General features: G+C 36.4%; 8 protein-coding genes. 4 read left to right on the top strand and 4 right to left on the bottom strand.

All coding sequences use genetic code 11. The features are described 5' to 3' along the window. Nucleotides 1-4: 4 nt before the first annotated feature. From ABD692_RS02265 to ABD692_RS02250, 4 genes are all read right to left on the bottom strand, one after another. Nucleotides 5-3,289 (bottom strand): efflux RND transporter permease subunit, encoded by a 3,285-nt coding sequence (locus ABD692_RS02265; protein ID WP_344764591.1) that lies wholly within the window; start codon nt 3,287-3,289, stop codon nt 5-7. Nucleotides 3,290-3,302: 13 nt separating this feature from the next. Continuing rightward, nucleotides 3,303-4,691, bottom strand: coding sequence for a TolC family protein (locus ABD692_RS02260; RefSeq protein WP_344764589.1), 1,389 nt, complete (start codon nt 4,689-4,691; stop codon nt 3,303-3,305). Between the two features lie 190 nt (nt 4,692-4,881). Beyond that, nucleotides 4,882-5,307 carry an SRPBCC family protein gene (locus ABD692_RS02255; RefSeq protein WP_344764587.1) on the bottom strand — a complete coding sequence of 142 codons (426 nt, stop codon included), beginning with the start codon at nt 5,305-5,307 and terminating at the stop codon, nt 4,882-4,884. Nucleotides 5,308-5,390: 83 nt separating this feature from the next. Continuing rightward, nucleotides 5,391-7,982 carry a PAS domain S-box protein gene (locus tag ABD692_RS02250; protein WP_344764585.1) on the bottom strand — a complete coding sequence of 864 codons (2,592 nt, stop codon included), beginning with the start codon at nt 7,980-7,982 and terminating at the stop codon, nt 5,391-5,393. Between the two features lie 207 nt (nt 7,983-8,189). On the opposite strand from ABD692_RS02250, the gene ABD692_RS02245 reads away from it, so the two are divergent. The 4 genes from ABD692_RS02245 (at nt 8,190) to ABD692_RS02230 (ending at nt 13,181) form a co-directional block, all read left to right on the top strand. Beyond that, on the top strand, nt 8,190-8,720 hold the full coding sequence (locus ABD692_RS02245; protein ID WP_344764583.1) for a sigma-70 family RNA polymerase sigma factor: 531 nt from the start codon (nt 8,190-8,192) through the stop codon (nt 8,718-8,720). Nucleotides 8,721-8,822: 102 nt separating this feature from the next. After that, nucleotides 8,823-9,470, top strand: coding sequence for a hypothetical protein (locus ABD692_RS02240; protein WP_344764581.1), 648 nt, complete (start codon nt 8,823-8,825; stop codon nt 9,468-9,470). Further along, nucleotides 9,470-10,702: a DUF4374 domain-containing protein gene (locus tag ABD692_RS02235; RefSeq protein ID WP_344764579.1), complete on the top strand. Its 1,233-nt coding sequence runs from the start codon at nt 9,470-9,472 to the stop codon at nt 10,700-10,702. The genes ABD692_RS02240 and ABD692_RS02235 overlap by 1 nt, the downstream gene beginning before the upstream one ends. 85 nt (nt 10,703-10,787) lie before the next feature. Next, the gene (locus ABD692_RS02230; protein ID WP_344764577.1) at nt 10,788-13,181 is read left to right on the top strand and encodes a TonB-dependent receptor; all 2,394 of its coding nucleotides are present in this window, start codon (nt 10,788-10,790) and stop codon (nt 13,179-13,181) included. The last annotated feature ends 3 nt before the right edge of the window (nt 13,182-13,184 follow it).

Genomic DNA, 13,184 nt, shown 5'->3' with positions numbered 1-13,184 from the left:
TGCGTTATGCGTTTTCTTCTAAACCTTTAATATAATGTAAACTTTCTTTATCCTCTGGATCAAGGGATATTGAATCTGTTGTTTGTTTACCCTGAACCCAGGCAAATACAAGCGGTAAAACAATTAATACCGCAAATGTTGAGGCTAATAAACCACCAATTACCGCACGGCCAAGCGGCGAAACAGCACCACCGCCTTCACCATGACCAATTGCCATTGGTAACATACCTGCAATCATTGCAATACTCGTCATAATAATTGGGCGTAAACGTAAGGCTGCCGCTTCTCTGGCAGATTCTAATGCATTACCATTGTGTTTTCTGAGTTGCTCAGCATTGGTAATTAGTAAAACAGCATTTGCAATAGAAACCCCAACCGACATGATAATTCCCATGTAAGATTGCAGGTTTAAGGTGGAGCCCGTTATTCTTAACAATAAAAGTGAACCCAATATTACCGCTGGAACAGTAGCCAAAATAACCAATGGTACCTTAAACGATTGGAAGTTTGCGGCAAGCATTAAAAAGATAACAACTATGGCTACCAATAAACCCGATTGTAAGCTATCTAAAGTTTCGGTTAATACTTTGCTTAATCCAACAGCTGCAACATTTAAACCTCTTGGCAATTCTCCAACATTTTTTATTGCTTTTTCAACATCTTTTGATGCTGTTCCTAAATCAGTGTGATAAAGATTTGCGGTAACAGAAAGGAAAGGCATTGCACCAATATTATCGTTTTCGCCATAAGTGGTGTCGGCTGTGATTTTCGCAACATCACTTAAAACAGGTCTTGCCGAATTTTTTAGAACAGGTATTTGTCCAATGTCATCTTTACTTGTCATTTGATTTAAAGGAACCTGAACCTGGACGCTATATGGCAAAGCAGCTTTTTCATCAAGCCAGATGTTTTTATCTGTATAGCGAGATGAAGAAGTAGAAGCGATTAGCGAACGCGAAATATCGGCCATATCCACACCAAGCTGTGCAGCTCTAGTTCGATCAATATCTATATTTAACGATGGGTATTTAATTGGCTGTGCAATCTGAACATCCCGCATGTATGGAATTTCTTTTAATTCTGCCAGAATTTTGCTTGCATATTTTTCGTTTAACTTTTTGTTTTTACCCGAAATCCGAACCTCAACAGGAGTAGGAGAACCCTGACTTAAAACCTTATCGGTAAGCTCAATAGGTTCGAAGGAAAGTTTAACATCAGGTAAAACCTTCTTAATCCTGGCACGGAAGTTATCTTTAAAATCATCCATGTCTTCCTCATAATCTTTTAAGCTTACCTGGAAAACGGCCTCGTGAGGGCCCGTCATGAATAAATAAATAGGGTTTACAGAGAACTGCGCAGGATGCTGACCAACATAAACCGATGAAATGCCAACGTGTTCTGCCCCAACCATTTTTTTGAGTTCTGCCAAAACGGTATTTGCTTTTTCTTCAGTACGCTCTAAACGTGTACCGTCAGGTGCACGCAACCTTAATTGAAACTGACTGGAATTTACTCTTGGCAAAACATCTCTTCCGATATTTGCCAATAATAGGGCCGCCAAGCCAATTATAGCAACTAAATAAATTAATACAACCGATTTTCTGTAAGGCAGTATCCTATCCAGAAAGCGCATAAAACGGTTTCTAAATTTATCGAAGAAGCTTATTTTCCCATCATCGTTAAAATCCTTACGCTCTACTAAAATCTTTTTCTGATTCAGTGTATCCTTTTCAGATTCTATGGGAATTCCTGTCGCTATAAAATCGGCTTCATCTTGTGTAATTCCAGGATGATGGGTAGCACCTTTTTTAGGGTGGGCAATCATTAACCAATTTGCCATAATGGGCACAAAGGTTTGCGATAGCAGGAATGAAACCACCATAGAGAAGCCAATAGCCAATGCCAGCGGCAAAAATAATGCTCCAGGAATACCTGTCATGGTAAAAGCAGGCGCAAATACAGCTAAAATACAGAACAGAATAAGGAGTTTTGGGAAAGCAATCTCTTTACAGGCATCCCAAATGGCTAAAGCCTTGGGTTTGCCCATATCGAAATGTTGGTGAATGTTTTCTATAGTTACTGTTGATTCATCGACTAAAATACCAATTGCCAAAGCCAGGCCACTCAAAGTCATGATGTTGATGGTTTGCCCGAACAATTTGAGGAATAAAACACCTGCTATAATCGATGTTGGAATGGTTAGAATTACGATTAATGCTGCTCTTTTATCACCCAGAAAAAGTAAAACCATTAAGCCTGTTAAAATAGCACCAATTGCGCCTTCGTAAACTAAACTTTTCACGGCATTAATTACGTAAACCGACTGATCAAATTCGTAAGAAAGTGTAACATCTTCTGGTAAGGAGCTTTGAATATTTGGTAAATTTTTCTTTAAGTTTTTAACAACATCCCAGGTCGAAGCATCGCCAGATTTTGCAATACTTAGATACACCGAACGTTTTCCATTGATTAAGGCATAACCCGCAACTAAATCTGCACCATCTTTAACAGTTGCTACATCGCGAAGCTGAAGGTTCTGAACGCTCCCTTTAAATAATGGAATGTTCTCGAAATCTTTAACCTTTTTAATGGTATAATTAGTTGGTGTGATGTAGTTTTTATCTCCAATTCTAATATTGCCTGATGGAGCCGTTTGATTATTTAGCCTGATGGCTTCTACAACCTGATCAACCGTTAAATTATGAGATCGCAATAAGGAAGGATTAACATTAATTTCGATCGTTCTTGGGCTACCACCAAAAGGAGCTGGAGAAAGTAAGCCTGGTATTGCTGAAAAGCTTGGTCTGATGTAAGTATTGGCCAAATCCTGTAATTCGTTATTGGTACGCGTTGGGCTACTTAAAACCAGCTGACCGACAGGAAGGGAAGAAGCATCGAAACGAATTACAAAAGGCGGCTGCGAACCTGGAGGGAAAATTGCCTGAGCCCTGGATGATAGTGCGCTTAGCTCTGCAGCAGCCTGCGCCATGTTCGTGCCTTCGTAATACGTTAACTTCATCAGCATTAAACCTTGGGTATTTTTGGTTTCGATGCTTTTTATGCCATTAGCAAATAATAAGATGTTAACGTATTGTTTGCCAAAATAAGCCTCCATTTGGTTGGGCGTATAACCCCCAAAAGGGTGTGCAATGTAAATTACAGGCAAATTCATTTTAGGTAAAATATCAACCTTAATCTGGTTAATGGCACCAATACCAAAAAAGAATAATCCTGCTACTAAAACAAGTATGGAAATGGGTTTTCGGAGTGCGAAACGTATTAAATTCATTTATATAGCTTGATTAAAATTCGTTGATAAATAGATTGTAATTGCCCAAAGCCGCAGATTTTAAAAGTAAAGCTTGCCATACATTTGTATAAGCAATATCTCTATCGGTTTCAGCTCTGTTTAAAGTAAATAGTGCTTGTGTTAAATCGACCAATGTGGTTAACCCATTTTTATACAAAACGCTTTTTTGTCGGTAAGCATCGGATGCTGCCTTAACCTGAATGGGTACTTCATTGTAATTATCGAGGGCATTTTTTAGTTTGGCTTCGGCAAGGGCGAGTTGCGATTTCAGTTGCTGATCAACCAATTCGTACTCATTTTTTAAACCTTCGGTAGTATATTGTTGTGCTTTAACCTGCGAGTGGTTTCTCAGTAAAGAAGTTAAGTTCCAGGTCATTCCTATTCCAATCAAATAGTTACCCCGTTTTGGATTTATACCGTCGCTATAACTTTTTGAGTACAAGGATTGGTTTAAAATATAGTTCGGATTAAAGCCAGAGCCACGACCTTGCATTACGCCAAAAAAGGAGAATGTTGGGTAATATAATTTTTTAAAGTAATCTACCTGTTGGTTGCTAACGTCGATTCTGTTTTGGTAAAATTTTAGTATCGGGTGCGAGGTTTTTATGGTGTCGTTAAGTAAACTGGCAGGAATTCTATTAATTGATGCGGTATCTAACTTATATTCGGTTGATGTTAATCCCATTAAAACGCCTAAACGATTGGCTTGCTCTTGCTCTAAATCTTTAGCCCTGGTTAAGGCAATTTTGGCACTAGATACTTCAGCTTTAGCAAAGGAAGAATCTACACCAGCAATTAATCCGTTTTTTGCTCGAACAGCAGCTGTATTTTTAAAAGTTGTGGCTCTTTCTAAGTTTTTTTCCTGCGATTTGGTTAACCGTTGAGCGGCTAATAAGTTTAGGTAAGCAGCCGAAACTCTAATTTCTTGTTGGAACTTTTCTTGTTCCAAATCATTTTGATCTCTTTGAAAAGCCGCATCGGCTACTTTAATACGTTGTTTGATCCGCCCAAAGGTGAAAAAATCCCAGTTGACATTTGCCAGGTAAAGCGCTCCAAAAGCAGCGTTCCAGTTTTGCTGCTCTAATGCAGGTCCTGATGAAGCGATTCCTAAACCGCCAAGACCGTAAGATGGCCCATTTTGACCATTAATAGTACCGTAATCTTGTTGGGCACTTATGCTGAAGTTAGGTAAGTAATCTCTCTTGGCCTGTTGTATAGTCGATTTTGATGCATTTGCATAATTCTGCTTCGCTTTTATGGTTGCATAATTAGTTAACGCGGTATTTACAGCCTCTTTAAGGGTTAAGGTTTGCGCTTTTGAGCTGTATGCAGAAATAAAAATTAAAAAAAACGTTGAATAAACAAATGATATTCGATGCATAGTGTGAAATTTACACCACAAATGTAAATTATGAAAGGAACATCGAAGTATTAAAGTCAAACCAATTATTATGCAAATCAAATAATAATCGAATTGTTACTTAATTATGGTTCAGGAATTATAAAATCTATAGTTTTTAAAAAGTTAGACCAGTTAAAATAGCTAACTGATCTAACTTTTATCAGAAGTTTTAGTTTTCCTCTGTATGTTTTTTAAAGTTATCCAAAATTGCCTGCCAGCCACCTTTTTGCATTTCAATAGGGTTTTGGGTTTCTGGATCGAATGTTTCTGTAATGTTTGTTGTATCGCCAGCAGCTTCGAAAACTATTTTTACTTTTCTTCCATCTTCAAGCGTATAGGCTATAAGTCTGTTTTCCTCTACCGTATCGTAAGTTCCTCCAAAATCAAAACTCATACTTCCATCTTTTGCGGTCATGGTTGTAGAAAATACTCCACCTACACGTAAATCGTTTTCTGCTTTAGGAGCATGCCATTCTGGTGACGCAAAAGCCCATTTTTTGATATGTTCTGGGTTATTCCAAAATTCCCAAACTTTTTCTACGGGTGCATTTATTGTTGCCTCAATTGTAATTGGTGTGATATTCTCAGTTGCCATATTTCTATTGGTTTATAGAATAAAGGTATTAGAAGATTCTAAAAATCAAAAAGGGTAAATGAGACAAATTTAGGGTTAAATGGTTAAGCCTGTTCTATTGGTATTTCGAAATAGAAGGTAGAACCTTCTCCAGCTTTGCTCGTTACACCAATTTTACCATTATGTCTTTCTACAATTTCGGCACTTAAATACAAACCGATTCCGAAGCCAGAAACTGTATGATGCTTACCTACACGATAATATCTATCGAAAAGTTTTTCTAAGTCTTCCGCATCAATTCCTATTCCCTCATCGGTTACAGAAATTATAGCTTTGTCGCCTGATATTTGGCAATCGACACCTATTTTTGTGTTTGCAGCAGAATATTTTACTGCATTACTGAGTAGATTCGATATTACACTACCAATTTTATCGCGATCGGCGTATATGGATATTGGTTCTTTAATCGATAGTGTAATCTCATGAGAGAATTGTACAAGATCACTTTCATCAATTAATTCGTTTAATAATTCATCTAACTGAAAGTGAGATTTTTCTATTAATAACTTGCCTGATTCCAGTCTCGAAACATTAAGGAAACCATTAATCATGGTTGTCATTTTCTTAACCTGATTATAAGCTCTGTTTAAAGCAAGCAGAGCATAATCATCATCATTCTTTTTAGCTCTCGATTGCAAAACCTGTACAAAACCACTAATGGCTGTTAAAGGTGTTTTAAGTTCGTGGCTTACCATTCCAATGAAATCGTTTTTACGCAATTCATCTCTTTTGAGCTCCGAAATATCTATAGAGGTGCTGATATATCCAGCAAATGTACCATCAGCATGAAAACGTGGCGTTCCTTTAGCTAAAAGCCAAACGTATTCACCTTCTTTATTTAGCAATCTAAACTCACCAGTAAAGGGAAGTTTATTTTCAAAGGCATTTAAATATATGTTTAAATATCGTTCTCGATCTTCAGCGTGTACCAAATCAACCCAGCCAAATTCAAGCAGGCTTTCCATGGTTCGGCCAGTAATATCGCTCCACGAGCTATTAAAGTAAGTTGCATTACTGGTTTCATCGCCAACAGCAATAAATACATCAGTTGCTTCGGCCATGTTTCTAAAACGGTCTTCACTTTCTTCCAGCGTGTGTCTATATTCAATTTCTGATGTAATATCGATAATGACGCCTAAAAATCTTGCTGGCCTAAGTTTTGTTTCGGATACGCTTTTACCAACTACACGTACCCATTTAATGGTTTTAGTTGAACTTTGAATAATTGGGTATTGTACGTCGAAAGGTAATTGATTTTTTAATGCGTTAATTCTGGCTTGTTCAATAATGTGCAAATATTCTGGAACAACAGTATTCGTTACATCAATCCAGGTAATGGGGCCTTCGGGCGCCAATCCATAAAATTCTCTGGCTTTTGAAGAAATATCAAATTTTCCAGTAGATGGCTCGATGCTGTAAATACCTAAATTACCAGAAGCTAAGGCTAATCTCAAACTTTCTTCTGTTTCCGATAATTCATCAATTTTTAACGATAAATTTTCTTGTGCCTCCTGTAATTCTTCGTTCGTGGTGGCCAGTTCTTCATTTGTAGCCGATAATTCTTCATTTGATGCCGCTAATTCTTCGGTTGTTGCCTGAAGTTCCGACTTGCTCTCCTCAAGCTGTTTTAAGTTCTCAACCTGCTCTGTAATATCATTAACAGAAGCTAAGATATATTCAACTTTACCATCCTTGCTAAATATCGGGTCGTAAGAAAAATCTACATAAATAAGTTTAATCTCGCCATTCGGATACGAAATATCTACGGGAACCTGAGGCATGGCAATTCGCTCTCCAGTTCTGAATACATCTGCTAAAAGCTGAGGAAATCTTTGATTTTTGAGTTCTGGAAATACATCTGTGATTTTTTTTCCTTCAACTGCTTTTAAATCTCTTTGCCAAATGTGAAGCATTTTCGGATTAGGCAATTCGATTATTAAATCTTCACCCTTTAGTAAAGTCATTGCAATATTGGCCGTACTAATTATGTTCTGGAGCAAAAGTTTACTAGCCTGAACATCTATTGTGCGTGCTTCAACACGGTTTTCGAGTTCCCTATTTAAGGATTGGAGTTCATTTTGCGATTGACTTAAAGCTTCATTGGTAACTAATAAATCTTCCAGGTTAGCTAATAGTTCCTCATTAGAAGCAGCAAGTTCTTCGTGTGTTTGAGCCAGTTCGTTACTTAAGCTTTGTTCACGTTCTATGTAATTGCTTATCGTTTTATTTCTCTTAACTTGCTCCGTAATATTAATGGTTTTTACAAGCAAAGAGTCGGCTTTTTCACCATTACTCGAAATCGGTTCGATTTCAATTTGCCACCATCTTGTTTCGTTAGTATTTTCATCTGCTGAAGGAATATCATAACGAAAAGGAGGTAGAACAATTTTTTTGTTTTTGTCTGTCGCCTCTGCCAATCCTCGTTCTAAAATCTCAGTTCCACCGTGTATTTCATCTTTAGGAAATGCAACCCATAAAGATTGACCTCTAACCTCGCGATTGGTGGTGTAAGTAGCCTTTTTATAAGTTTCATTATAAGTTATAATGGTATAATCGGGTACATTTGCCGCAAGAATTATTCTTGGAACATCATCTTCAAAAAGACTTTTAAAAAGTGGGGAGTCTAAAACGTTCATCAAGGATTTCTACTTCGAAACTGGTTTTACAGCGAAGATAACAAGTTCAATTAAATTATTGTTTCAGTCACAGCCCTTTTTAAAATAAAATATTAAACATGTAAGTTGTCATAACAAATAAGCTAAGGCTGCGATTCGTATTGATTGTTTTTATTTATAATTGTTCTAAATAATGTATATTCGCAGCAATTTACCTCATAATATCCCTTGGCAAATAAATTAAATAGCGATAAAATCACCATCATTAATAAAGCGATGTTCGAAAGAACGTATGAACTTTATTGGGAAAAACTTTATGCTGTTTGTTTTAACACCATCAGGGAAGTTGAACCTGCCAAAGAAATGGTTCAGGATATTTTTAAATCCCTTTGGGAACGCAGGGCTGAACTCGAAATTCAAAAAATAGAACATTATCTTGTTCGTTCGGCCAAGTTTAAAGCTTTCGAATACATTAGAAATCAGGTTAGCAGGCAAAAACATAGCGAATTGGCTATGCTCGATTGTTTAACTGCCCACAATTGTACCGAAGAAAAGGTTTTATTTAATAATTTAAAACAACAGGTTAATCTTTTGGTTGATGAATTGCCTTGCCAGTGTAAAAGAGTTTACAAACTGAGCAGGGAAGAAGGGATGCCAAATAAAGATATTGCCACTTTACTATCAATTTCAGAGCGTGCAGTAGAGTATCACATTACTAAAGCGATGGGTAAATTAAAATCGGGTTTGGCTAATTATTAATTTTTATAAAACATACTTCGTAAATTGTTAGCTTATGCTACTTATAATTAAAAGGAGTATTTTAATTAAGTTTGTTCAACCTAAAGCTATAAGTAAAATCTGATGGAGATTAATAGAAGACTGATAGAGAAATATCATCTAGATGAATGTACGGAAGAGGAACGTAAGCTTGTTGAAGCCTGGCTTTTTAGTACTGACATCGAAGATTTAGCTATCCTTCCGTTAAATGAAGATAAATTAGACCATAAAAAACAAATGTGGGCTAATATTGATGCATTTATAACCCCAGATTTAAAAGCTGATCAGGCAAAAAATACGACTATCGTTTTTTGGCAAGGGGCAATTGCTGCATCATTGGTTATCGGCTTAATTTGCGGCCTCCTTTATCTTTTTGTGAATAAGCAAGAAAAACTTCCTGATTTTGTATCCGTTAATAATGCGTATTCAGAAAATGTAAAGCATGTTAACTCTTTAGAATTTAATGCCGCAATCGGGCCCAATACAATAGCGAAAATTAATAAGGATGCTGGTGTTATCAATCTAAACGGCAGTATCTTACTGTCGCCCAAAAAAGATATTGAACTTATTTTTGAAGGAACCCATAAAAAAATTACCCTTAAAAAAGGACAAACTTATATCATCCTCGACAATAAATCGGGTAAACAAGGGATTATCGTGGTAAGCCAAAAGAATCTGCTCGATTTACCTCCTGTTATTCAAAAGCAAATCAGTTCTCAATTTGATATTTAATGCGCTCTTTACCTGTTCCATTTATGCCGATTTATAAGCAATTCGCAATCTTATTTTTGTTTGTTGCTGTATTGCTAACCGCTTGCGCTGAAAAGCCAAAAAGTGTAAACGGTAAATACAGCTTTTACATATTGGGTAAAAATGGCAAAGAGTATTTAATGCAAAGCGATAATCTGAGCAATGGCGAACTTAAGCCCGAAATATCGGGAACTGAACTCGATGGAAGTGAAATGGATCGCGATGTTTTTGTAAAAAACGGATTCTATTACCATTTAAACAGAAAATCGCCATTATTTACAAAATTTAAGCTCGAAAAAGGAAAATTTGAACGTGTTGCTGCGGTTAAGCTCGAAAACTTTTCGATTGAAAACTTTAATTGGATTAGTGCCGATACCTTACTTTTAACAGGATTGAATGTTAAAGGGTATAACCAACCAGAATATGCTTTGATAAGTGTTGGAAGCATGAAATTAATTTCGAGAGGTTTCAGCGGTATCCCTAAACCGAAAGGAAAATTTACCTCGATGTCTATCGGTTTTTTAGAAAGAAATGAAGATAAATTATTCGTTGGTTATACCTACCATGTAGCTGTCGAAACTTCGAACTACCTAACAAGCGATACGATGTATTTTTCTACGCTAAGTTATCCGGCAATGAAACTGCTAAAAACAGAAAAGGACAGCCGATCTACCTATCCAGGCGGTATAAATACCATTCAACCTTACAGTTTTGCAGATTTTAAGGGCGATCATTATTTTATGTCGTGCCCAGGAATTGCCTTGGGTAACCGACCAGATATGCCAACCGCAATATTTAGAATTAAGGCAAAAGAAAATAAAGTAGATCAGGATTACTTTTTTAATATATCGAATTCTGCAATTCAAAACCATGCTTATGGAATGTGGTATTTAGGTGGGGATGAAGCGATCATCCGCTCAGAACGAAAAGATCTTTTTAAAGGTTTGGGCGATCATTACAGTACGGCACACTTCGAATTTTATATCCTTAACCTCAAAACAAAATCGGTTAAAAAACTTAATCTTCCTTTAGATAAGGGTACCAGAAAGCAATGCGTTATTGTAGAAGGCAATACGGCTTATATAGCCGTTAACTCTACCCAAGAAGGTAATTATGTGTGGCTTTATGATATAAAAACGGGGACTTTAAAAAAAGGAATCCGTTTATCGGGCGATACCGATTTCATACTTAGAATGGATAAACTAAGAGACTAAAAATAAATTTTAATATTTTTTCATTTTCCACCTTCGGAAAATTGAAAGTTGTGCTACTACCTTATATAAGCACAATATTAAAATAATGTCTATTAATAAAATTTTACTTTCATTATCACTCTCGTTTCTAACTTTTTCTGTAGTTGCGCAAACCTCAAAAATTTCTGGTCAAATTTCTGATGATTCTGGTTTTATTTCTGGAGCTTCGATAGCTTTAAAAAACAGTAAAGTTGGTACTACTACCGATTCTTTGGGTATTTATCAACTTACCAAACTTAAAGCAGGAACTTACAGAATAACAGTTTCGTTTGTTGGTTTATTAAGCGAAATCAAAGAAGTTACTTTAAGAGATAACGAAGAAATTCAGTTAAACTTCATCCTGAAAAGAAGCAAAAACGACTTAAATACGGTAGCAATTAATGGTAAAACAAAATCTGCAGTTTTAAAAGAATCAGGTTTTAGTGTAAATGGCATCGAAACCAAGTTGTATGTAAATATGACTTCAGATCTCAATCAAATTTTAAACCGAAGTACTGGTGTTAAGGTTAGGGAACAAGGCGGGATGGGTTCTGATTTCAATTTTTCGCTAAATGGTCTTTCAGGCAAACAAATTCGTTTCTTTTTAGATGGGATCCCAATGGAAGGTTTCGGAAAAGCCATGTCGCTCAACAACATTCCTGTAAATCTGGCCGAAAGAATAGAGGTTTACAAAGGTGTGGTACCAGTAGAATTAGGTGCCGATGCGCTTGGTGGAGCAGTTAATATCATTACCGATCAACACACCAGGAAGTATTTGGATGCAAGTGTAAGCTATGGTTCGTTTAATACCTCAAGAGCTGCATTATCTGGGCGATATACCGATGCTAAAACAGGTTTGGTTTTCGATTTTAATGGTTTTAATAACTACTCGGATAACAATTACTTAATGCGAAGTAACCCGAAATACGATGCCGCAATTAAGGTTACCGAAAATGGCCAGGTTGTCGAAAAGGATGTTCGTCGCTTTCACGATGCCTATCGCTCTACAATGGGGCAAATAAATGTGGGGTTGACTGATAAATCGTGGGCTGATAAAATCACCATAGGTTTGGTTTATTCGAATTTGTATAAGGAAATTCAGACTGGTTCAAATCAGAATAAAGTTTATGGTGCCGTAAATAACCGCGAAAATTTCCTTATGCCCAGCATAAACTATAAAAAGAAAGATTTTCTTTTGAAAGGTTTAAGTGCTAACCTAATGGCTTCGTATTCAATTACACGTTCAAATGTTGCAGATACATCATCCTATCTTTATGGTTGGGGTGGAAAAGGAAGATTCGAACCTATTCAAGGAGAATTAAGTGATATAAAAACCATTTATCATTATAAAAATACATCGGCTATTGCCAGGGCAAATTTTGCCTATCAGTTAAACGATAATAACAGTTTAAATCTTAATTATAACTATAACCATTACGGCCGCAGTGCGGTAGAAGATTTAGGAACGGTTAAAAACAATGTATTTGATATTCCGAACACCATTTCAAAAAACATTGTTGGATTAGCTTATCAAAATAACTCATTCAATAATAGGTTAACAACCACGGCTTTTGCCAAATATTACAATCTTGGGGCTTTTGTTCGTAACGCTGTATATTTTGGGGGTGAGCAAGGTTGGGTAAACTCCGATTCCAGAACTCAGGAAGGTTATTTAGGTTATGGGATAGCTTCGAGATTTAAAATAACAGAACAGTTTGGATTAAAGGCTTCTTTTGAGCATGCCTATCGATTACAGGAAGGTGAAGAACTTTTTGGTAACGGAATAGATATCGCCTCAAACAATAAGTTAAAACCAGAACAAAGTGATAATATTAATCTCGGTGCATATTACACTTACCGCATTGATCAGCACAAGTTTGCCTTCGAAGGTGCTTACTTTTTCCGCAACGCGAAAGACTTTATCTACTTTATCCCATCGGGAGGGATTTTTTCTACCTATGATAACATTGGCGCAGCTAAAATAAATGGTGCCGAAGCCGAAATTAAATATAACTATGGCGATGTTTTTGAAATCGCATTTAATGCTTCTTACCAAAATGCGGTTAATAACCAACGCTACGAGTTAGGCACAGATATTTTAGACATTACTTATGGCGATAGAATTCCAAATCAACCGTGGTTTTACGCAAATGCTAATTTTAGTATTGGTAAGAATGATGTTTTTGCCAAAGATTCGAGAATTCAATTTAACTACTCGAGCCAGTTTGTAAATTGGTTTTACCTAAACTGGGAGAGCAGAGGAAGTATCGAATCGAAAAATAAAATTCCTAATCAGCTCATTCATAATGTTGGCCTTTCTTATGCCTTAAAAAACGGAAGATATAATCTTTCTGTCGAATCGTTAAATGTAACCAACGAGTTGGCCTACGATAATTTCAGGTTACAAAAACCAGGAAGGTCTTTTTTCGTGAAGCTTAGATATTTCATCAAATCATATTAATTC

This window comes from Pedobacter ginsengiterrae (assembly GCF_039537385.1).
GTDB classification, from domain to species: Bacteria; Bacteroidota; Bacteroidia; order Sphingobacteriales; family Sphingobacteriaceae; genus Pedobacter; species Pedobacter ginsengiterrae.
This window is presented reverse-complemented; position numbering and strand designations above follow the sequence as displayed.

Bases quoted from the DNA above. Each gene is read 5' to 3' on its own strand.
- ABD692_RS02260 (WP_344764589.1), bottom strand. From the start codon at position 4,691: ATGCATCGAATATCATTTGTTTATTCAACGTTTTTTTTAATTTTTATT.
- ABD692_RS02240 (WP_344764581.1), top strand. From the start codon at position 8,823: ATGGAGATTAATAGAAGACTGATAGAGAAATATCATCTAGATGAATGT.
- ABD692_RS02235 (WP_344764579.1), top strand. From the start codon at position 9,470: ATGCGCTCTTTACCTGTTCCATTTATGCCGATTTATAAGCAATTCGCA.
- ABD692_RS02230 (WP_344764577.1), top strand. From the start codon at position 10,788: ATGTCTATTAATAAAATTTTACTTTCATTATCACTCTCGTTTCTAACT.
- ABD692_RS02255 (WP_344764587.1), bottom strand. From the start codon at position 5,307: ATGGCAACTGAGAATATCACACCAATTACAATTGAGGCAACAATAAAT.
- ABD692_RS02265 (WP_344764591.1), bottom strand. From the start codon at position 3,289: ATGAATTTAATACGTTTCGCACTCCGAAAACCCATTTCCATACTTGTT.
- ABD692_RS02250 (WP_344764585.1), bottom strand. From the start codon at position 7,982: ATGAACGTTTTAGACTCCCCACTTTTTAAAAGTCTTTTTGAAGATGAT.